The sequence below is a fragment of the Flavobacterium sp. genome, assembly GCF_965657075.1.
Classification (GTDB): domain Bacteria; phylum Bacteroidota; class Bacteroidia; order Flavobacteriales; family Flavobacteriaceae; genus Flavobacterium.
Map to the genome: position 1 here is coordinate 20,171 of NZ_CBFHMV010000012.1, position 22,244 is coordinate 42,414.

Annotated in this window: 23 protein-coding genes; 16 read left to right on the forward strand and 7 right to left on the reverse strand. The window is 29.1% G+C overall.

Annotated elements, in window-relative coordinates:
• The first annotated feature begins 5 nt into the window (after nucleotides 1–5).
• Together ACTF56_RS08380 and ACTF56_RS08385 are read left to right on the forward strand one after the other, a co-directional pair.
• Nucleotides 6–854 carry a transketolase gene (locus tag ACTF56_RS08380; protein WP_438966445.1) on the forward strand — a complete coding sequence of 283 codons (849 nt, stop codon included), beginning with the start codon at nucleotides 6–8 and terminating at the stop codon, nucleotides 852–854.
• Nucleotides 855–913: 59 nt separating this feature from the next.
• Nucleotides 914–1,867: a transketolase family protein gene (locus tag ACTF56_RS08385; RefSeq protein WP_438966446.1), complete on the forward strand. Its 954-nt coding sequence runs from the start codon at nucleotides 914–916 to the stop codon at nucleotides 1,865–1,867.
• A gap of 119 nt (nucleotides 1,868–1,986) precedes the next feature.
• Here the strand turns inward: ACTF56_RS08385 and ACTF56_RS08390 are convergent, their stop codons facing one another.
• The gene (locus tag ACTF56_RS08390; RefSeq protein WP_438966447.1) at nucleotides 1,987–2,370 is read right to left on the reverse strand and encodes an HU family DNA-binding protein; all 384 of its coding nucleotides are present in this window, start codon (nucleotides 2,368–2,370) and stop codon (nucleotides 1,987–1,989) included.
• A 333-nt stretch (nucleotides 2,371–2,703) separates the two neighbouring features.
• Here ACTF56_RS08390 and ACTF56_RS08395 point away from each other — a divergent pair, with 333 nt between their 5' ends.
• The 5 genes from ACTF56_RS08395 (at nucleotide 2,704) to ACTF56_RS08415 (ending at nucleotide 7,070) form a co-directional block, all read left to right on the forward strand.
• On the forward strand, nucleotides 2,704–3,237 hold the full coding sequence (locus tag ACTF56_RS08395) for a YcxB family protein (protein WP_438966448.1): 534 nt from the start codon (nucleotides 2,704–2,706) through the stop codon (nucleotides 3,235–3,237).
• A gap of 38 nt (nucleotides 3,238–3,275) precedes the next feature.
• Nucleotides 3,276–3,683 (forward strand): hypothetical protein, encoded by a 408-nt coding sequence (locus ACTF56_RS08400; RefSeq protein WP_438966449.1) that lies wholly within the window; start codon nucleotides 3,276–3,278, stop codon nucleotides 3,681–3,683.
• Between the two features lie 295 nt (nucleotides 3,684–3,978).
• Nucleotides 3,979–4,269: a helix-turn-helix domain-containing protein gene (locus tag ACTF56_RS08405; RefSeq protein WP_438966450.1), complete on the forward strand. Its 291-nt coding sequence runs from the start codon at nucleotides 3,979–3,981 to the stop codon at nucleotides 4,267–4,269.
• Nucleotides 4,266–5,999: an N-6 DNA methylase gene (locus ACTF56_RS08410; protein WP_438966451.1), complete on the forward strand. Its 1,734-nt coding sequence runs from the start codon at nucleotides 4,266–4,268 to the stop codon at nucleotides 5,997–5,999. Before ACTF56_RS08405 ends, ACTF56_RS08410 begins: the two co-directional genes overlap by 4 nt.
• Nucleotides 6,000–7,070, forward strand: a complete 1,071-nt coding sequence (locus tag ACTF56_RS08415; RefSeq protein WP_438966452.1) for a DNA adenine methylase — start codon at nucleotides 6,000–6,002, stop codon at nucleotides 7,068–7,070.
• Here ACTF56_RS08415 and ACTF56_RS08420 read toward each other — a convergent pair.
• The 3 genes from ACTF56_RS08420 to ACTF56_RS08430 form a co-directional block, all read right to left on the reverse strand.
• Nucleotides 7,067–8,119, reverse strand: coding sequence for an HNH endonuclease (locus tag ACTF56_RS08420; protein ID WP_438966453.1), 1,053 nt, complete (start codon nucleotides 8,117–8,119; stop codon nucleotides 7,067–7,069). The genes ACTF56_RS08415 and ACTF56_RS08420 overlap by 4 nt on opposite strands.
• Nucleotides 8,104–8,319, reverse strand: a complete 216-nt coding sequence (locus tag ACTF56_RS08425; protein WP_438966454.1) for a helix-turn-helix domain-containing protein — start codon at nucleotides 8,317–8,319, stop codon at nucleotides 8,104–8,106. The genes ACTF56_RS08420 and ACTF56_RS08425 overlap by 16 nt, the downstream gene beginning before the upstream one ends.
• Nucleotides 8,320–8,682: 363 nt before the next feature.
• Nucleotides 8,683–9,003, reverse strand: coding sequence for a hypothetical protein (locus ACTF56_RS08430; protein ID WP_438966455.1), 321 nt, complete (start codon nucleotides 9,001–9,003; stop codon nucleotides 8,683–8,685).
• Between the two features lie 104 nt (nucleotides 9,004–9,107).
• On the opposite strand from ACTF56_RS08430, the gene ACTF56_RS08435 reads away from it, so the two are divergent.
• The 8 genes from ACTF56_RS08435 to ACTF56_RS08470 all read left to right on the forward strand — a co-directional run bounded on the left by ACTF56_RS08435 (nucleotide 9,108) and on the right by ACTF56_RS08470 (nucleotide 18,468).
• Nucleotides 9,108–9,371, forward strand: coding sequence for a hypothetical protein (locus ACTF56_RS08435; RefSeq protein ID WP_438966456.1), 264 nt, complete (start codon nucleotides 9,108–9,110; stop codon nucleotides 9,369–9,371).
• 520 nt (nucleotides 9,372–9,891) lie between these two features.
• A complete protein-coding gene (locus ACTF56_RS08440; protein ID WP_438966457.1) occupies nucleotides 9,892–10,185 on the forward strand; it encodes a hypothetical protein in 294 nt (97 codons plus the stop codon).
• Nucleotides 10,186–10,233: 48 nt separating this feature from the next.
• Nucleotides 10,234–11,262: a hypothetical protein gene (locus ACTF56_RS08445; RefSeq protein ID WP_438966458.1), complete on the forward strand. Its 1,029-nt coding sequence runs from the start codon at nucleotides 10,234–10,236 to the stop codon at nucleotides 11,260–11,262.
• Complete coding sequence (locus ACTF56_RS08450; RefSeq protein WP_438966459.1) at nucleotides 11,262–11,738, forward strand: TlpA family protein disulfide reductase; 477 nt, start codon at nucleotides 11,262–11,264, stop codon at nucleotides 11,736–11,738. Before ACTF56_RS08445 ends, ACTF56_RS08450 begins: the two co-directional genes overlap by 1 nt.
• A 267-nt stretch (nucleotides 11,739–12,005) precedes the next feature.
• On the forward strand, nucleotides 12,006–14,267 hold the full coding sequence (locus ACTF56_RS08455; protein WP_438966460.1) for a beta-N-acetylhexosaminidase: 2,262 nt from the start codon (nucleotides 12,006–12,008) through the stop codon (nucleotides 14,265–14,267).
• Nucleotide 14,268: 1 nt separating this feature from the next.
• Entirely contained in the window at nucleotides 14,269–15,261 is a 993-nt protein-coding gene (locus ACTF56_RS08460; protein ID WP_438966461.1) for an isoaspartyl peptidase/L-asparaginase, read from the forward strand.
• Between the two features lie 68 nt (nucleotides 15,262–15,329).
• Nucleotides 15,330–16,010: a copper homeostasis protein CutC gene (locus ACTF56_RS08465; protein WP_438966462.1), complete on the forward strand. Its 681-nt coding sequence runs from the start codon at nucleotides 15,330–15,332 to the stop codon at nucleotides 16,008–16,010.
• Nucleotides 16,003–18,468, forward strand: coding sequence for a beta-mannosidase (locus tag ACTF56_RS08470; protein ID WP_438966463.1), 2,466 nt, complete (start codon nucleotides 16,003–16,005; stop codon nucleotides 18,466–18,468). Before ACTF56_RS08465 ends, ACTF56_RS08470 begins: the two co-directional genes overlap by 8 nt.
• Here ACTF56_RS08470 and ACTF56_RS08475 read toward each other — a convergent pair.
• The 3 genes from ACTF56_RS08475 to ACTF56_RS08485 form a co-directional block, all read right to left on the reverse strand.
• Nucleotides 18,465–19,055 (reverse strand): carboxymuconolactone decarboxylase family protein, encoded by a 591-nt coding sequence (locus ACTF56_RS08475; protein ID WP_438966464.1) that lies wholly within the window; start codon nucleotides 19,053–19,055, stop codon nucleotides 18,465–18,467. The genes ACTF56_RS08470 and ACTF56_RS08475 overlap by 4 nt on opposite strands.
• Before the next feature lie 55 nt (nucleotides 19,056–19,110).
• Complete coding sequence (locus ACTF56_RS08480; RefSeq protein WP_438966465.1) at nucleotides 19,111–19,725, reverse strand: deoxynucleoside kinase; 615 nt, start codon at nucleotides 19,723–19,725, stop codon at nucleotides 19,111–19,113.
• Nucleotides 19,726–20,409: 684 nt separating this feature from the next.
• On the reverse strand, nucleotides 20,410–21,198 hold the full coding sequence (locus ACTF56_RS08485; RefSeq protein ID WP_438966466.1) for a hypothetical protein: 789 nt from the start codon (nucleotides 21,196–21,198) through the stop codon (nucleotides 20,410–20,412).
• A 119-nt stretch (nucleotides 21,199–21,317) separates the two neighbouring features.
• Here ACTF56_RS08485 and ACTF56_RS08490 point away from each other — a divergent pair, with 119 nt between their 5' ends.
• Entirely contained in the window at nucleotides 21,318–22,244 is a 927-nt protein-coding gene (locus tag ACTF56_RS08490) for a GLPGLI family protein (RefSeq protein ID WP_438966467.1), read from the forward strand.

The window sequence follows — 22,244 nt, forward strand, 5'->3', positions numbered from 1 at the left end:
TTTTAATGAAACCAAACACACAACAACTACAAGATTTAACTACACAGGTTAGAAGAGACATTCTTAGAATGGTACATGCTGTAAACTCTGGTCACCCAGGCGGTTCATTAGGTTGTACAGAATTCTTAGTAGCTCTTTATCAAAATCTAATGGAACGAAAAGAAGGCTTTGATATGGACGGAATGGATGAAGATGTTTTCTTTCTTTCCAACGGTCACATTTCTCCTGTTTTTTACAGTGTTTTAGCACATAGCGGCTATTTTCCTGTAAAAGAATTAGCCACTTTTAGATTACTAAATTCTAGATTGCAAGGACATCCAACAACACACGAAGGTTTGCCAGGTGTTAGAATTGCCTCTGGTTCATTAGGTCAAGGTTTGTCGGTTGCCATTGGAGCAGCTCAAGCTAAAAAATTGAACAACGATTCTAAATTAGTGTACACTTTACACGGTGATGGTGAAATGCAAGAAGGCCAAAACTGGGAAGCCATCATGTATGCTTCTGCTAAAAAAGTAGACAACCTTATTGCTACAATTGACCTTAACGGAAAGCAAATTGACGGAACTACAGACGAAGTTCTTAATATGGGAAGCTTAAAAGCTAAGTTTGAAGCTTTTGATTGGGAAGTTTTGGAAATTAAAGAAGGCAACAACATTGAAGCTATCATTGCAGGTATGACCGAAGCGAAAAGTAAAACAGGAAAAGGAAAACCAGTTTGTGTTTTATTATACACTGAAATGGGTAATGGCGTTGATTTTATGATGCACACCCATGCTTGGCACGGAAAAGCTCCAAATGACGAACAATTGGCTAATGCTTTAGCTCAGAATCCTGAAACTTTAGGAGATTATTAATTTAGATAAAAGTATTAAGAATTAAGTATTAAGAATTAAGACTTTTAAAAAATGACTTTATGAAAAAATATACAAATACAGGAAATAAAGATACACGTTCAGGTTTTGGAGCTGGTTTAACAGAACTGGGTCAAAAAAATGAAAACGTGGTAGCACTTTGTGCAGACTTAATTGGTTCATTAAAAATGGACGACTTTAAAGCAAATCACCCAGAACGTTTCTTTCAAATCGGAATTGCTGAAGCTAACATGATTGGAATTGCAGCAGGTTTAACCATTGGTGGAAAAATTCCGTTTACAGGAACTTTTGCTAACTTTTCTACAGGAAGAGTTTACGATCAAATTCGTCAATCGGTGGCTTATTCCGATAAAAATGTAAAAATTTGTGCTTCTCACGCAGGTTTAACTTTGGGTGAAGATGGAGCAACACACCAAATATTAGAAGATATTGGTTTAATGAAAATGTTACCAGGAATGACGGTAATCAACACTTGCGATTACAACCAAACCAAAGCAGCTACAATAGCAATTGCCGATCATCATGGACCCGTTTATTTGCGTTTTGGAAGACCTAGCGTAGCTAACTTTACACCAGAAAACGAAGCATTCATTATAGGAAAAGCAGTGATGCTTAACGAAGGAACCGATGTTACCATTGTAGCTACTGGGCATCTAGTATGGGAAGCTTTAATTGCTGCTGAAAAATTAGAAGCACAAGGCATTTCCGCTGAGGTAATCAATATTCACACCATCAAGCCTTTGGATGAAGAAGCTATACTGAATTCTGTTGCTAAAACAGGATGTGTGGTTACGGCTGAAGAGCATAATATTTTAGGAGGTTTAGGAGAAAGTGTTTCTAGAACTTTAGTTTCCAATACTCCTGTTCCGCAAGAATTTGTAGCGGTGAATGATAGTTTTGGAGAAAGCGGTACGCCAGCGCAGTTGATGGAAAAATACAAATTAAACCACGAAGCTATTGTAGCGGCAGCTTTAAAAGTAATCGCTAGAAAATAATTAGTAAAACCTTTAGTGGTAATAAATTTAGGGAGTACCTTTAATAGGTGCTACTACAATTAAATATAAAAATGCTGTTTTAAAAGTTTTCTTTGGACGACTTTAAAACAGCATTTTTTTTATCTTATACGTTTGAACTGTAAAGTATTCAATATTTTTTTTAAATTCCTTGCGGGTTTAAACAACATTTTGGCACTCTTAATAGTGTTTTTATTTAATGCTTCAGGAGTATCAGTACCAACTCCTTTAATTGTCAGAGCAAAAGTTCCTAATCTATCAATTTTTACAATATTACCCTTAGCCAATTCTTCTCCCATTACTTGACTCATGGCAATTAGCACTCCATAGCAGTCTGCTTCACTCAACGAACATCTGCCGGCTACTATTGCTGCAACATGGTCTAAATCTACTTCACCTTTACTCACTGCACAAGGGTAGTATTTTACTTCGGGTGGCGAGGCAATATTATTTTGCTTAGGCACCATCTTAAAATCTATAGCCATAGTATTTTGATTTATAAAGAACAAAAATATAAATTATAAGTTTAATAATCTTATTTTCTGTATAGAAATTTATAATTTTCCCTAGAGAAATGTATATATTTCTCTAGGGAAATGGCTTAAATGCCCTAGGGAAAATTAAATAATAAACCTTACCAAAACAAAATAACAAAGTAGTAAATCAAAATAAAAGTCCTTAGAATGATAAATAAGTTTTTTTTGTTATTTTTGAGAAAGTTAAAACTGACTTTTGTCACGCATATACACCCAAAAATGGGTAGATTAGCGTTATGATGTATCGCATATAAACAAGTTGGCAACAATTAAAACCTACCAATGAAATTAGAATACATATTAAAAGAAAAAGATTTTATAGACTTCCATTTATTCTCGATATCTGAAAATAAGAAAACGAGAAAAATAATGAATACAACGAAATTTGCTCTTGTTGCTGTATTTATATTTATTGGTATAAATATGTACAACAGAAACAATGTAGAGTTTGCAATTATACTCGGAATCGTAGCGATATTAACTTTATTTTTTTTCGATAAATTATATAAATCCAAATTAAGAAATCACTTTTCGAAAATTGTCAAAAACAGTTACGCAAACAAAATTGGAGAAAAACAAACAATGGAATTTACGCCTGAATATCTAATTATGGAGGACAAAACAGGAGAAGGAAAAACTAAAATATCGGAAATTGAACAAATTGACGAAACACAAAATAATTTTTTCATTAAACTCTCAAACGGTTCCTCATTTATAGTTTCTAAAAATGGAATTGAAAATTTAGAACAGATAAAAAAGAAATGGAATGACTTGAATATTCCAATTTCGGAAAATTTAGATTGGAAATGGAAATAAAAACTGTACGTTAATCGAATGAAAATTAGAATTAATCAATGAAAAAAGAACATAAAACTATAATTGATTTGATTCATAATTATTTAGAAAATCATCCTGACCAAAGATTTGGACAAGCGTTATTTAATCTCGGAATTAATGAATTCCAAAAGACAACTGACCCAAAAAATCCCAATTTTGACATAAGGAATATTCATAATGATAAAGATGAAGAAATTCTTAAACGGATTGAAAAACAATTAGAATGGTTTGAGTTGCAGAAAAAAGTAAATGACGGAATCTCAAACGAAATTGGTTTACAAGGAATGACAATTAACGAAAGATTATTTGCAACTGGCTTGTTAGATTCTTTCGATATATACATAAAAGAAAATAAAGAATATGCTCAATTTATTTTGAAATCTCTAAAAGTGGATTCTGAATCAATTGAAAAAATATTAAAATAATAACTGTTGCCAACACCGCGTATAAACCATTGCTTGGGCATCGCTCATCTGGAAAATCCTATCGGATTTCCCAGCGGATTTTTGTACTTTTAATGGTTCGAGCCGAGACACGCAACGGCTCATACACATAAACGTTATGCCTTATTGTAAAAGAGACGCTTGATACTAGAAATATTCTTTTTTTTATTCACCTCAAAACTTTTTATAAAGAACAAAAAAATACAACTTCAAAAATTGTATTTACATTTTTTTTATATATATTTGACCAAATTTAGTCAAGTCTAAATATGGTAAAATGACACTTGGACAAAAAATAAAGGAGCTAAGAGAATCAAATGGAATGCTCCAAAGACAACTTGCGGCATTACTCGAAATAGGTGATGGTTATTTAAGTAAAGTTGAAAGTGATCAAAAAGTCTTGAAAAGAGAGCACTTAATAACAATAAGTGAGACTTTCAATTCTTCTCTGTCTGAATTAGAAGCTTTATGGATTGCGACTAAAGTTTATGATATTATTAAAGATGAAAAAGAAGGATTAAATGCATTGAGAGTGGCTGAAGAACAAATAAAATATGAAAAAAAATGAGTTTAGTACAATTATACTCCACAGAAAAAAGAAAGAAAAACGGAGTATTTTATACACCTGATTTTCTTTCTGATTATTTATCTGAAAAAGTAATTGAATATTATTCTTCAAATGCAAAAGAAATTTCAGTACTTGACCCTGCTTGTGGAGATAGTATTTTATTGAGAAGCTTTGCTGAAAAAAATATTAAAAATGTAACTTCAAAATTTATTGGAATAGATATAGATATTAATGCAATAAATAATTCAATAATAAAATTTTCAAAGCCTATTTTAAAAGATTTTGAGCATACTTTCATTAATTGCGATGGTTTATTCCCTGAACCTGAAAAAAACTCAATTTTGGGGTGGAATAAATTAAAAAACAAACTAAAAATAAAAAATGGATTTGATATTGTTTTAAGTAATCCGCCTTGGGGCGCAGATTTAAGTAATTATAACTCACAAATTCTAAGTTCAAATTTTAAATTAACCAAAGGTCAATTTGATATATATAATTTATTTATTGAAGTAATTCTAAAAAACCTTAACCAAAATGGAACTTATGCTTTAATCTTACCAGATTCTATTTTCAGTCAGGAACAAAGTTCTTTAAGATGTTTATTGTCTAAAAATACTACAATAAATTTCATTGCTCGGTTAGGTGAAAAAATATTCCCTGAGATAAATAGAGCCTGTGTAATATTAATAGGTAAAAATAAAATTCCAGAAAAAAATCATAAAGTTGATTGTTTTAGGTTGTCCTCAATAGACAAAAGAAAGGTAATTACAAATAAACTTTCTCTATTAGACATTGATAAGGAACTAACTCATAAAGTATTACAAACTCGATTTTCTGAAAATGAAAACTTTGTTTTTGATATTGATTTAAGAGAAGATTCAAGAGAAACATTTGACAAAATTGAACAAGGAAGTATAAAATTGAAAACTTTTGTTAATAATACAAGAGGTGCCGAAATTTCAAAAAAAGGAATTGTTTGGCAATGTCAAAAATGTAAAAATTGGTCTCCAGAACCTCGCTCAAAAGAACCAAAATGCAAAAAATGCAATACTCCTTTTGACAGTAATATTCTTAAAGAAAAAATAATATTAAATCATAATGGTATTGGAAATTTGAAAATCAAAGTTGGAGAAGATTTATATAGATATACATCTAAATCAAAAAATTGGATTAATACTCAAAAAAAGGGAATTAACTATAAAAATTTAGAAATATATGAAGGAAAAAAAATACTTGTAAGAAAGACTGGAATAGGTATTACAGCCAGTATTGATTACGAGAATTCTATTACAAATCAGGTTGTTTATATATTAAAAATCAAGCCTAAATACGAATCAATAATTACTTTAGAATTTATTCTATCTGTACTAAACTCTAGGTTGATGACATATTATCTTATAAAAAAATATGGTGAAAATGAATGGAAAAGTCATCCTTATTTAACACAATCAATGCTTGTAAATTTACCCATACCAAATATAAATTTCGATTGTGAAAAAACATTGTCAAAGATTAAAACTATAACAAAATTAATAGATAATGAAGTAGTTAATTCAAATAAAAAAAACATTTCAAGAGAAAATGATTTATTCATCGAAAAAACAATTGCTGATTTCTTCGGACTAAACATATCTGATTATGAAAGAATTTATGAATCTCTACATTCGGCAGACCAATTGATTCCGATTAAGAGATTATTAGAATGTAATATAAAAGAAATTTTTCAATAAATGGGTTATAGATATATAGGTTCAAAAGACAAACTAACGGATATTATAATTTCAGAAATTCGTAGAATAAATAAGAATTCAAAAATAGTAATTGATTTAATGGCTGGTACAGGTCTTATGTCACTCGCTTTGCGAGAAAATAATTTTAAAGTAGTTGCAAATGATGTTATGACTTATTCTTATCATCATTTAAATCTACATTTATTTTTAAACAAAGAACCTGATTTTAAAAATATTTCTTCAATTATCAATTTAGTTGGTCCTTCTTCAAAGAAAAATAATTATGATTTAATAATCGAATATTTAAATAATGTTAAACCAATAAAAGGATATTTTTATAATGAATTTAGTCCTGAAGGTAAACCTATTAATTCAACAAAACCTAGAAAGTACTTTACCGCTAAAAATGCAGCAAAAATAGATGGAATTAGAAAAGAAATAAAAGTACTAAATAAGAAAAAATTAATTACAGAATTAGAACATTCTCTTTTATTACATGATCTTATTATGGCAAGTAATGACATCGCAAATATAGCTGGTACTTATGGTCATTATTTGTCAAAATTCGTTAAACGTTCTGAGTCACCAATAGTTTTATACAAGTCAAAATTTTCAAGTATCGGCACAACAGAAGGTCATCAAGTTTTTAAAGGTTATGCTGAAGAAATTGCTTCAAAATTAACTGGAGATATTTGTTATATTGATCCACCATATATAAAAAGGCAATATGCTGCAAATTATCATATTTTAGAAACTTTGGCAAGAGAAGACGAACCAGAAGCTATTGGAGAGAGTGGATTAAGACCTTGGAGAGACCAATATTCAAATTTTTGTTCGAAAGTTAAAATCAGAGACTCTTTTGATAAAATAATTACAAATATTAACTGTCAAGATTTCTTAATTAGCTATAGTGAAGACGGTTTAATTCCTATATCTGATTTAATTTCTTTTTTATCTAACTATGGAATTGTTTCAAAAAAGAACATAGAATACAAACGATTCAAAAGTAATAATAGTAATAAAGATTCAACTTTACACGAGTATTTAATACATCTTAAAAAGAATTACTAATCTTCTAGAGATTTTTGCACAGTTTCGAGATGTTGTGGTAACCAAGTTATTTCATAATCGTCACCATTAATTTTGATTTTTAGTTTGTTATCTACGATATTATTTAAATCTATTCCTGATACGTCTGCATAATGTAACATTCTATGAATTAACGGTGATATAACAATTGCATTTGCATAAGAATCTGAACCGCTTTCACCTAAAGGAATTAAATGGTGAACTTCCGAATAAAGTTCTCCATTTCTCTTTTTAAAAGTCATTGTTTCTCCAGTTATTTGGCAATTGCCACCGTATAATTTTTTTAACTCCTTAACAATCCTATTATTTCTTTTTCTTATTTTAAATATTCTTTCTTTAACCTCAAGTGCCACATCCTCATTTTCTAAATTCGCCAATGCAGGAGAAGTATCTTGATTTAATAAATCTTCTTCGACATCATCATCACTTTTAATTTGATTAATAATTGTTTGTGCATCAAAGTAAAAAGGCCAATCCTTATTTTCTGTATCAAACAAAATTTTAGTTTGAACATCAATTTTACCAGATTCTTCTTCAAACAAAGCTTTTAATTCATCATTTACATTCCAATTTTTGGGTATTTCATTTTTCAAAAACCAGCCAGCCCAATATTCTCCATCAATAGTTTTAATTATATAAATAACCAAATTGTCAATATCAGGATTATAATCTAGAGGAAATGAATTATTAGGATGCCAAGAAGCTATTCTTTTTCCTCCGCTACTGTGCTCTGGTAATTTTTGAGATGCAATACTAACTGACGCTGGTCTTCTCTGGTAAATTCGAATATCTTCGTTAATCGTTAATCCCAAACTATTTATTTTGAAATCCCATTTTGGTCTATTACCAGCACCCGTGGTAGTATGGTTTCCTAAAAAAGAATACCATTCTTGTAAATTTATATTTGCAATTGGAAAATCTATATATGATTGTCCACCACCACCTTGTTCCTCGCCTCCAACTTTATTAATGTGTCTATAATCAGCATAGGTCATTCTTCTATAGACAATGCTTTCTACTCTTTTTTCCATTCGAAAAGTTTAATTATTTCTATATCTAAAGCTGTTGCAATTTTTTCAATAACAACAATTGAAACATTTCTTTCTCCTTTTTCAATACTTGATATATAAGTTCTATCAAGTTCAGCTATATGAGCAAAAGCCTCTTGAGAAAGACCTTTTTGAAGTCTATATTCCTTTACTTTATTTCCAAAATTGATTTTAATATTCATGAATACAAATCTCACCATATGTAGACAATTATACAACGGACAATTGTCTACATATGTTTAAATTTTAACTTACCGTGATATAAACTCAAATAGTCTTGAATAGAATTTATTCAATAAAAATTTATGGTAACATTAAACAACAAGGCATAACACATGTTTGCCGCTATTGCTGGGCTTGCGCTTGCTATTTGGTCTTCGTGGTAAATAATCTGGTGGCTACAATTCTATCTTTCTAAGAAATGTTGTAGTTCTGTTTTGGTCAGTGCTTGCAGCAGCAACAGACGGCAAGCATGGGAACGTCAGGCTGTGAAAAAACCCTATTTTCTTCCAAATTACCAATTTCAATAACGCGATACTTTCAATTTAAGCGAAGCTAAATTTTGATGTATTTTGAGTAGTTCTAAAAGTTATTTGAGCTAAAAACAGCTTTATATAGGTCGTTTTTGCAAAAAGCCAAGCCTTTCTCTTGTAAGGCGAGTTCCATGTCTTGATTTTGGCTATTAAATCGGGTACGCAAAGTATGTTGATACTGCGCGTGACAACTACCAAATTATGTTTGTTATCTACAACATCGATATGATGTACAAAAACTTCAATAAACCGAACAGAATAATCATCCGATATTTTATCTTCTAAACTACTCATTTGTAGCTGATGGCTGGAAATTCCTTGGTTATATTGCATCTTTAAAAACACAAAAAATCTGATTTTCTTACAAATTTTTTACTATTTTTGTTAGGAAGATTGAGGGGTTTTTTCACAGTCTGACGTTGGCAAACATTTGAAAAATGAAAATACCCTATAAGAAAAAACAGTTGAATATTAATCTGATACTTGGAATTGTTTGGTTGATTAACGGAATTATTAAAGAAAACTATCCATTTGGGAAGAAAATAAATCTAGACGAAATTAAATTAATTAAACATTTTGCTGGAGATATTATCTTGAAAACAGAAAAAACTGAATTAACAATCAATACACTTCTGATTGATGAAAAATCAATACCTGAATTAAAAACGGAATTGAAAAAGCTAAATGTTGAATGGAAATAAAAAACGAAATGCCAACACCGTATAAAATTAATTGCTAGTGCAAGCCTACTTACGAAAATCCTCGCGGATTTTCTATTCGGTTTGTATTTGCTTAATTACTTGCTTAACCACGCAACAAACCATATGCAAACACGTTATTAGTAAATATTTTTTTTAAACAGTACTGTTTATAAAATTTAAACAAATTCTCCCTTATTTTATTATCCTAGAATTCCCCCTTGTTTAGCACTTGTTCTATATGCGTCTACATTTATTTATTGGTTGAAAAAAATGTGTAGTTAATAAATATTTCTATCGAAATTAGGCACTTATTAAAACATCTTTTAGGATTTTATTGCTCCTGTTTTAGAGTTTATAACCCTAAATAAAACAACTGACGTTTATAAGACTTATACACCCAAAATTGGGTGGCTAACCGCTAAAATGTATCGCTTATAAACAAGTTGTATGAAACCATTTGACAAAATTTCGTGTTAAAAACCACGTATTCAAAATATTATTTGGCCAAAAATTGAGAGATTTGAATGTTACTCAAAGATTAAAAACATTTAAAAAAAATAATTTATTAACATTCAATTTTACAAAAATTAAAAAATTAGCATTAAGCTTGGTAGCGACTTTACTAATTTCTAGTATTGCAATCGCAAAATGTCACACAATTAACTTTGGTTTAGGATCTTATACTTGGGGTACTTACACCAAAGAAGTTACTATTACATATTATAGCGAAGCTGCTGGGACATTTGTACAAGAAGTTCAGTTAAAGGAATTTCCTTGTAATGGTGGAGAACATTGGGACTGGATTTGGGATTAATTTTAACAAGAAGTCGTCATTTTTGACGACTTCTTAAATATTGTTATTATGAAATATATTTGTTTTTTATTTTTGTCATTTTCTGTTTTATCACAAGAAAACAGAATTCAAGTTATTGATTATTCTAATTTAAAACCAGTTATAGATGTAGAACTATTCTATAAAAATAAACTTATTGGAAAAACAGACAGTTTAGGTAATTTTAAAACGCTGGATAATTTAAAATCTATATTATTAGTCAAAGAAAACTATTATGATACGATTATTAATTTAAAAAATCCAGTAATAAAAATAAAAAAAATTGAAGGAATTATTTTGAAAGAAATTGTATTATCTGAATTAAGTAATAAAAGTATTTTAGATAGTGTATATCAAAAGATTAGTAAACTAAAAAATTATAATATACCTAATAATTTTCATTTTAAAAATTTATCAAAGATGAATAATGATACTCTTTGTTTTTTTAATAAAATAATTCACTTTAAAAAAGGTCTGGGTTTTTTTACAAACTCAAATTCAAATATTATTAAAAAATTTAACACCGATAAATTCAATACAATATATAAATTAAATAATAAATCAATTATTTTTAATATAGATTATTTACATAGTAATCTACCTTATTTTTCAATTGAACTTCAATTAATCACCAAATTTCAAAAATACTTCGATTATTCAATTAAGAAAGAAGAAGGGTTTTTTATTATACAATTTAAACCAAAAAATAAAAGAAATGAATATCCATACGAAGGCGTTTTAATAGTTGACCCAATAGATTATGGCATTTATGAGTTTGAATTCAAAACTATAAATAATAGTAAAAGAAATTTAATGTTTAATGATGAGATAATTAATTTTAAAATAATTAGTGAAAATTCAAAGTTAATAAATAAAAAAGATGAGAACGGTATTTATGAATTGGTTCAATATAAATTTTTTAGTAAACTAGAAATATTAGATGGTTTTTTTAAAGGTAGTATTTTTGAAAACAATTGTTATAAAGAAACAACAATTGTTGATTCATCAGATATAAACAATTCAAAGAAAATTGATTTTTCAACTTATAATATAGAATAATGAAAAAAAGAATATCTATAACTGTTTTAATTTTTGCACTAATCACCATTTTATATTTTTACAATAAATTTTATGGTATTAATGACGATAAAATAATACCAAACTTTAAATATGAAAATATAAATGGTTTAAAAGTTGAAAAGAAGCACTTCAATCCTTATAAGAAAACGTTAATAATTTATTTTAATACTGATTGTTATAGTTGTAAAAATGAAATATTAGATAAACGAATATTTGAGTTAAAAGAAAATTATAATTTAATATATATTACATCAGAATTAGATATTGAAAAAATTAAAGATTTTATTAATTACGAAGAGTTAAAAAAAGAAAACATTTCTCTTTTAATTGACAAGAATAATGATTTTGCTTCAGATTTTAAAATTGGTCTTTATTATCAATATCCATTAATTATTTCTTATGATAAAAGAGGGAGAAATAAAAATATAATTGGAGATATTTCAACTTTATATTAATTATGGCTTCATACAACAATGCATATATTCAATAGCGGTTTTTGGCTTTAGCCGAAAGCCGTTTTGTATTTGTAAAATATAGTACTAAATCAAAAAAGTTGGTATATTTGTCCGCTACTGAAATATATGCTTCAACGTTGTGCACAATAGCTTAAACTGTATCGTCCTAAAATAGGTTGACTAAAAATAAAAAATTTTGAACATTAAAACCAAAACACAGCACAATGTTTTGGTTTTTTTATACATTTATATTCCAAAATTTAACTAATGCGATTTTATTACCTATTTGTAGTACTTTTTCTAAGCCATTTAAGTAGCGCTCAAAAGCAATTTAATTTAATTCCTCAACCTTTAAAAATAAACTACGAGCAGGGTTTTTATGAATTAAATAGTACTACCACTATTCAAGCCAATGAAAACTCTTTTGAAGCAAAATATCTAAAAGAACAAATTAAAATTCAAACAGGTTTAGACTTAAAAATTACTTCAAAATATAATACTAAAAATAACATTCAATTAATTCTAAATGTTCCTGACACCATAAATTTTGACAAAGAGCAATACAATTTAGAGGTTTCAAAAAATAAAATTAACATTTCAGCCTTTTCAAGTCAATGTGTTTTTTACGGAATTCAGTCTTTGTTGCAGATGATTCCTCATGAGAAATCTAATGAAATTACATTAAATGCAGTTGCCATTTTTGATAAGCCTAAATTTAAATGGAGAGGAATGCATCTCGATTGTGCACGTCATTTTTTCTCAGTTGAATTTGTCAAAAAATATATCGATTATTTAGCCACTTATAAATTAAACACGTTTCATTGGCATTTAACTGATGATCAAGGTTGGAGAATTGAAATCAAAAAATATCCAAAACTTACAGAAGTTGGTGCGTGGAGAAATGGCTCAATGGTCGGACATTACAGAGACCAAAAATTTGATTCCATAAAATACGGTGGTTTTTACACACAAGAACAAATTAAAGAAGTTGTAGCCTATGCAAAAGAGCGACATATCAATGTGGTTCCAGAAATCGAAATGCCCGGACATGCAGTTGCAGCTTTAGCAGCTTATCCTCAATATGCTTGTACAGATGGACCATTTGAAGTTGGAAAAATTTGGGGTGTTTTAGACGATGTATTTTGTCCAAAAGAACAAACATTTGCTTTTTTAGAAGATGTTTTGACTGAAGTTATGGCTTTATTTCCATCCGAATACATTCATATTGGAGGTGATGAATGTCCTAAAACACGATGGAAATCTTGTGAACATTGTCAAAATTTAATCCGTGAAAAAGGATTAAAAGACGCACATGAATTGCAAAGTTATTTCATCCAAAGAATTGAAAAATTTGTCAACTCAAAAGGAAGAAAAATTATTGGTTGGGATGAAATTCTTGAAGGTGGATTAGCTCCAAATGCTACAGTTATGAGTTGGAGAGGAATTGAAGGAGGAATTGAAGCAGCCAAACAAAATCATTATGTAGTAATGTCACCCACTTCCCATTGTTATTTTGATTTTTATCAAGCGGATCCAAAAAACGAACCTGTTGCAATTGGAGGTTATACAACGGTTGAAAAAGTATATTCCTACAATCCAATTCCAGCTGAATTAACAGTAGAAGAAGCAAAATATATTTTAGGAGGTCAAGCCAATCTTTGGACAGAATATATCACAACTCCTGAACATGTTGAATACATGCTGATGACCAGAATGACAGCTTTGTCTGAGGTGCTTTGGGGAACTTCAAACCCAGAAAATTATAAAAATTTTGAAAACCGATTAATTCATCATCTTTCTATTTTTGATAAAAAAGGAATAAATTATAGCGAAGCCATTTACGATATTAAAGCAGCAGTTGAACCAAAAAATGAGGGTATTCATTTCACTTTAAACGCTAGAGAAAATAATGATATTCGATACACAACCGATGGTTCTGAACCCAATTTGAATTCAAATAAATACACAGAATCAATTCTAATAACCAAAAAACAAAAAATAAAAGCTTCTTATTTCGAAAATGGAACAAAAAAAGGAAATGGAGCTGAACAAGAATTTTTTATTTCAAAATCAACAGCTAAGGATATTAGTTTAGAATTTCAACCTAGTAAAAATTTCTCTAATGGTGATATCTTTACCTTAGTAAATGGAGTTTTTGGAGATACCCAAAAATTCGGAAAGGATTGGTTGGGTTTTAGTGGAAAAGATGTTGTAGCAACAATAGATTTTAAGAATATTGAAACTATTTCAAAGGTAAAATTTCATGTTTTTGACGGACAAACCAGTTGGATTTATTTACCTTCAGAAATTTTAATTGAAACCTCTTTGGATGGAACTAATTTCGAAATTCAAGAAAGTCTTTCGGAACACGAAATTGAATTTTTAAAAGGAAATATAAACATTCATTTCAATAAAGTTCAAGCTAAATATATAAAAGTAACGGTCAAAAACTTCGGAATTATTCCAGAAGGAAAACCTGGTGAAGGGAACGGAGCTTGGCTTTTTATTGATGAAATAAACGTAAACTAATATGAGTAATAGAAGAAATTTTTTAAAAACCACCGCTGTTGCTTCTGTCGCATTAGCCTTAAATTCGTTCAAAACAAAAGAAGAAGAAATTCCAGTTGAAAACAAGAAAACCAACAAACCTATAGTCATTTCCACATGGAATTTTGGAGTTCAAGCCAATGGTGCTGCTTGGGAAATTCTCAAAAACAACGGTAGAGCTTTAGATGCAGTAGAAGCAGGTGTGAAAATTCCTGAAGGTGATGTAAATGAAAGAAGTGTAGGTTACGGAGGAAGACCAGACCGAGATGGAAAAGTAACGCTTGATTCTTGCATTATGGATGAGTTTTCCAATATTGGTTCGGTAGCAGCTTTAGAACATATTAAACATCCAGTTTCTGTGGCAAGAGCTGTCATGGAAAAAACACCTCATGTTATGTTAGTGGGTGATGGCGCTTTGCAATTTGCCTTATCGGAAGGATTTAAAAAAGAAAATTTATTGGTTGAAGCTTCCGAAAAAGAATGGAAAGAATGGTTAAAAACGAGTGAATATTTACCAAAAGCCAACATCGAAAACCACGATACGATTGGAATGATTGCCTTAGATGCTCACGGAAATCTTTCGGGTGCTTGTACGACTAGTGGAATGGCTTTTAAAATGCACGGTCGAGTTGGAGATTCACCCATAATTGGTGCTGGTTTGTATGTGGATAACGAAATTGGTGCTGCAACCGCAACAGGTCATGGTGAAGAAGTGATTCGAATTGTGGGATGTCATTTGGTAGTTGAATTAATGCGTCAAGGAAAATCACCACAAAAAGCATGTGAAGAAGCTGTGGCTCGAATCGTAAAGTTGACTAAAAATAGAAACAAAAATCTCAAAGACATTCAAGTAGGTTTCATTGCTTTGAATAAAAAAGGAGAATATGGTGCTTATTGCATTCAAAGTGGATTTAATTATGCAGTCAATGATACTTCAGGAAATAAATTAGTGGATGCGGATTACTTTTTAAAATAATTTTATAAAGGATTATAATTCTAAAAGATTATTTAATCTGTGTAATCCGTTGCTAATATTAATAACGTATGTTCCAAAATAATAAATTAGAAATCGCTTGTTTTAATTTAGAATCTGCTTTAATTGCTCAAGAAAATGGTGCAGATAGAGTAGAACTTTGTGTGGAAATGAATTTAGGAGGAATAACTCCTTCATTACAATTAATCAAAGAAGCAAGAAAAAAGTTGAGCATCGATTTATATGTCATGATTCGACCAAGAGGTGGAAATTTTGTCTATTCTGAGGAAGAATTTAAAATAATGAAAAATCAAATTTCAGAAATTAAAAAACTAAATGTAAACGGATTTGTTTTCGGAATTTTAAATAGCGATAATACAATTAATTTGGTAAAGAATATAGAATTAGTAGAACTGGCAAATCCTTTTCCATGCACATTTCACAAAGCTTTTGATGAGGTTGTAAATCCTTTTGAAGCATTGGAAGAACTAATAGAATGTGGATTTCAAACCATTTTAACTTCAGGAAACGCTCCAAATGTTAATAAGGGAATCAATCAATTAGAAAGGTTAGTTGAAAAAGCAATTGACAAAATAAATATTATGCCCGGTGGAAGTTTGCGTTCTTCCAATCTTAATGAAATCAAACAAAAAACTAAAGCGAATTTCTTTCATTCATCTGCAATTACGGATGCAACTGAAATCGCAAATCCAATCGAAATCCAAAAATTAAAGTCAATTCTGAATGCATAAATTTCTTTTCATAGTCTTGTTTCCAATGATTCTTTTGAGTCAGAATTTTGAACGCAGTTTAAATAAAGAAATCTGGAAATTCAATCAAGAAAGTAAAGATTACTGGTTTCCTGCAACCGTTCCAGGAACAATTCACACCGATTTATTAGCTAATAAGTTAATAAAAAATCCTTTTTATGGAGCTAATGAAAAGCATTTGCAATGGATTGAAAATGAAGATTGGAATTATAAAACGTCATTTGTTGTTTCAAAATCAGAATTAAAGAATAAAAATATTGATTTACAATTGGACGGATTAGATACTTATGCAACTGTATTTTTAAACGAAAAACCAATTTTAGAAGCCAATAACATGTTTCGAAGTTGGAAAATTTCAGTAAAAAATCATTTAGTGGTAGGCGAAAATCATTTAGTAATCAAATTTAAGTCAGCCGTTCAAGAAGGAAAAAATCAAGCAAAAAAATTGAGTTATACTTTGCCTGGAGACGAAAAAGTATTTACCAGAAAAGCGCAATATCAATACGGTTGGGATTGGGGTCCAAGATTTGTAACAGCAGGAATTTGGAAAAATGTCAAGCTTCATTTTTGGAATGATGCTAAAATAGAAAATGTAAAATTTGAGCAAAAAGAACTCAATAAAGATGAAGCTAAAATTAATTTTGAATTCACTCTAAAAGTCCAAAAAAAAGGAAAATATCAAATTTATTTAGGAGCTAAACCCTATGATTTTCAATTGAAAAAAGGAATAAATATTGTTGAAATTCCAATACAAATTAAGAATCCAATTTTATGGTGGTGCAATGGTTTAGGGGTTCCTCATCAATATGTTTTTCAATTTAAATTGCAATCCAATGAAAAAATTTTAGATAATAAAACCCTTAAAATTGGATTACGAACTATCGAATTAATTCAAGAGAAAGATAAAGTTGGAACGAGTTTTTATTTCAAATTAAATGGAATTCCAGTTTTTATGAAAGGGGCTAATTATATTCCAGATGATAGTTTTATGACAAGAGTTTCAGATTCTATTTACAAAGTAAGAGTAAAAGATGCTGTGGATGCTAACATGAATATGCTTCGCGTTTGGGGTGGAGGCATTTATGCAGATGATGCTTTTTATGAAGAATGTGATAAAAACGGCATTTTAGTTTGGCAAGATTTCATGTTTGCTTGTGCTATGTATCCTGGTGATGAAGCATTTTTAGAGAATGTAAAACAAGAGGTTATTGATAATGTAAATCGTTTGCAAAATCATCCCTCAGTAGCCATTTGGTGTGGCAATAACGAAAATGATGAAGGTTGGAAAAATTGGGGTTGGCAAAAACAATACAACTATTCCAAAGCCGATTCCACTAAAATTTGGAATGATTATGAAAAAGTATTTCATCAATTGATTCCAAAAACATTAGACAGTTTATTGCCTAAAAATAAAAACATTTATTGGCCATCGTCACCATCAATAGGTTGGGGAAGAAAAGAAAGTCTGACACAAGGCGATTCCCATTATTGGGGAGTTTGGTGGGGAAAAGAACCTTTTGAAATCTATGAAAAGAAAGTAGGAAGATTCATGAGTGAATATGGTTTTCAAGGTATGCCCAATTTAGACACATGGAAAAAGGTAATCAGTAAAGACTATTTAAATTTAACTTCGGATTCTTTTAAAAACCATCAAAAACATCCCACGGGTTATGAAACTATAAACGAATATATGGAACGCGATTATGTAGTTCCAAAGGATTTAGAGGATTACATTTACGTTTCACAATTATTACAAGCTGATGGAATGAAAACTGCCATAGAAGCTCACAGAAGAGCCAAACCCTATTGTATGGGGACTTTATATTGGCAATTCAACGATTGTTGGCCAGTCACTTCTTGGAGTTCTGTGGATTATTTTGGCAATTGGAAAGCGTTTCATTATCAAGTGAAAAGAAGTTATGAGAATTTACTAATTTCAGTACAAGAAGAAAAAGATTCTTATAAAATATTTATTGTAAATGATGATTTGAAAACAATTTCAGGATATTTAAAAATTCAAAATATTGATTTTAAAGGAAATTTACTTTTAGAAAAATCATTGAAAATAGAAGTAAAACCCAATTCAAGCGAAGTTTATTTTACGCTTTCAAAAAAAGAAATATCTGAAATTAATTTTAAAAAATCACTTTTGAAAATTGAATTCAATTCAGTTGAAAAATCAGCTTCAACTGCGTTTTATTTTGCCAAACCAAAAGATTTAGAATTAACAAAACCAACTATTTCAATTAAGAAATTAGATGATTTAACTATTGAAATCACTTCTGATGTTTTAGCAAAAAATGTGTATTTGTCAACAACTGAAAATACACATTTTAGTGCTAATTATTTTGACGTTTTACCAAATCAGGTCTATAGAATTACTTTATCAAAACCTTCGGAAGATGTTAAAATTATAAGTTTGTTTGATACTTTAAATTAAACATGTTTTCCTTTTTCCCAACCTGTTTTTCCAAGATATTGTTCTGCACTTTCAACGGCACCATTTTCAATAGTTGTTCCCATGGAATCATTCCAACGGTTTAAATAGCCAAAAAGTGAAATAACTCCAAGCATCTCAACAATTTCTCCTTCGTTCCAATGTTTGTATAAATCTGATTTAATAGTTTCATCTACAGCATTTGGAATTACAGAAGAGGCTAAAGCAAAATTTAAAGCTGCACGTTCAGCTTCAGAAAAAGCAGGATGTGTTTTGTATTCCCAAATGTTATCCAATTGTTCTTGGTTTGCTCCATAGCGTTCAGCGGCTCTAATGGTATGTGCTTGACAATACCTACAACCTGCAGCATTACTGGCAACCCAACCAATCATGCGTTTCAAAGCAGAAGTAACGCGACCATGATTTTCCATCACTGCTTTATTCAAATTAATAAAAGCTTTAGAAATAGCTGTTCGGTGTTGCATAGTTAAAACCGAATTAGGACAAAACCCTAAAGTTTCATTAAAAAATTCAGCTAATTCTTGCGTTTCTTTATCGTGATCTGGTGAAAGTGGTGTTACTAATGGCATAGTTGTTAAAATTTTGTAATATAAAAAAACCTCAATAAAGAGGTTTGAGAAGACTTTAAAATAATCCGTTTATTTCTGCATCTATCCTGTTGATAATGTTTCCCAAATCTTCAGGATTATTTACGTAATCCATATTGTCCACATCAATAATTAATAGTTTTCCTTTGTCATAATTCTGAATCCAAGCTTCATATCTTTCGTTTAATCGACTCAAATAATCAATAGAAATGGTGTTTTCATAATCTCTTCCACGCATGTGAATTTGTTTCACTAAATTAGGAATTGAACTTCTTAAATAGATTAACAAATCAGGTGGTCCTACTAATCCTTCCATCAAATCAAATAGAGAACTATAATTATTGAAATCCCTATTGGTCATTAAACCCATAGCATGAAGATTGGGTGCAAAAATATGGGCATCTTCGTAAATCGTTCGGTCCTGAATAATTTTTTTACCACTTTCTCTAATTTGTAAAACTTGTCTAAATCGACTGTTTAAGAAGAAAATTTGAAGGTTAAAACTCCAACGCTCCATTTGATGATAAAAATCATCTAGATACGGATTGTCTTCAACATCTTCAAAATGAGGTTCCCATTTAAAATGTTTAGCCAATAACTTAGTTAATGTTGTTTTTCCTGCTCCAATGTTTCCTGCTATTGCTACGTGCATTATGGTAATTCTATTAGGTAATTAATAATTTGATTGATGGTAAAAATAGTTTAAAATATATAATAAGTTCAAAAATAATTAATTTATTTAACACTTTTCAAATAATTTTCTTTGAATTAAAAAATTACTCTTTAGAGATTTTATGTCTTTATTGGTTTTTAAAATTTTTGGATTTAATAAATCATTTTTGTGATTTGTAATTTTGTATGATTAATCGTTTTACAGATATTCTAATAATAGTTACAGATATTTATTGGGTTGATTTTTAAATTTTTATTTTATTAATTCATTTAAAATTATTATAAATTTATATCAAAAAAAAAATTAATATCATTCTAATTAAATAATTAAAGTTCATCAACTATCAAAAAATAAAAGAAGTTGAGTTTTAGAATATTGCTTTTTCAATCTATAAAAATATGTTTTGAGAAAAAGTATATATACTAAACTAACAAAATAATTTTTAGAAAAATAAATAATTAAAGAAACCATGAAAATTTTTGTTTATTCAATATTAGTACTTTTTTGTACTGTAATAGCTTATATTTCTTATAAAACAATAAAAGATATTAATGAAAATGAAACACTAACAACAAAACAAAAAAATGAATGGGTGTTTTTTGTTACTTACATACCTATAATTGGAACTTTGATTTATAATTTTAAAAAGAAAAGGAATACACTTTAAATAAAAATCATAAAGTAATTGTATATAATTTTTTCATTAAATATTGATATTTCGTTATTGTTACAAAAAAAATTATCACTGCTATTGATTACTTTTTCTATTTTATGATTTTCTTTTTTCTGAATATCAAAATAAAACAACGTATTGTCTTTTGAATAAAGTATTTTGTTGGCATTCATAATTTGAATTTTATCATAAGCAGGAATAACTCCAAGTTTTTTTATGGTGCCAAAAAAAGAAATGGAGTAAAAGTTGTACTTTTCATCTATCCAATAAAAATAATTATAGTCGCTTGAGTAGTTTTTTATTTTTGAATTCAATGGTGTAGAAATGACCTTGATTTCATTATTCTTTAAATCAAAAAGATTTATTTTTTGTAGAAAATCATCATAGATCCATAATTTATTTTGACTGGCCAAACCAAAAGCCTCAATTTTTAAAGGGATTTCTAATAAATTACCATCAATTTTTAAGGTTTCATTCAACTGATTGTCTAATAGAATTAAAGAATTAAAATCTTTGTAAAAAACAACTAATTGCAAAGGATTTGTCAAACAAATGGATTCAATAGTGCCAAGAGACACATTTTTGTATTGTAATTTTTGAGAGGTATTTTGCTTAATTAAGGCATTATTATTCTTAAAATAATAGGTTTCAAAATTATCTGAACCTAAAAAAGAAGTAAAATCCATTGCAATTGAATCTTTAAACTTCAAAGAAATGTCATTTTGAGCATGACCATAAATGCAAAATAATAAAATAAACCAACCAATTTTTGATTTCATATTTAAACCATCGAATAAAAGATTAGTCTAAAGTAGTATTTTAACATAACATTATCAACTAGTTTGTGAAACAATTTTCAAATTTGTTCGTCTAAACATCAGTTCTAAAAAATTTAAACATGAAAAAAATACTTATTGCATCAGCACTTTTCCTAATTTCTTTTGTAAATGCTCAAGAGTTTCAAGGTATGGCAGTTTATGAATCTAAAACCAGTACCGCAGAAATGATGAAAGGTTTTGGCGGAAATCGTGAGATAACTCCAGAAATGCAAAAAAATATTGAAGAAAGAATGAAAAAAATGTTTGAGAAAACATTTATTCTAAATTTTGATAAAGCAGCTTCCATCTATAAAGAAGAAGAAAAACTAGATGCTCCTGGTCAAGATGGCGGAAGAGGTAGAATGATGATGTCCATGATGGGCGGTGGAGGTACTCAGTACAAAAATGTAAAAGAGAAAATGTACTCTGTAGACAAAGAGTTTTTTGGAAAAGAATTTTTGATAAAGGATAGTTTAACGGTTTTTAAATGGCAAATGGGTTCTGAAACCAAGAAAATTGGAAATTATACTTGTTATAAAGCAACTGCAGTGGTGGCTACAGATGCTTCAGATTTTAGAAACTTTAGAAGAAGAGATAATGATTCAAAAGAGGGTGATAAAAAAACGGAATTAACGGAAGAAGAAAAAGAAGCAGCAAAAAAGACCAAAGATTCAATTGATTCAAATAAGAAAACCAACTTTATGGATGATATTGAACAAATTAAAGAGAAAACAATAACTGCTTGGTATTGTCCAGAAATTCCAATAAATCAAGGTCCAGATAAGTATTGGGGTTTGCCAGGTTTAATTTTAGAAGTTAATGATGGAACAACGGTTTTATTGTGTTCAAAAATTGTCATGAATAGCAATGAAAAAGCAGAAATCAAAGCACCTAAAACTGGAAAAGTAGTAACTCAAAAAGAATACGACGATATTGTTACCAAAAAAATGGAAGAAATGAGAGAAATGGGAGGTTCAAGAGGTGGTTTTAGAATGTCAAGACAATAA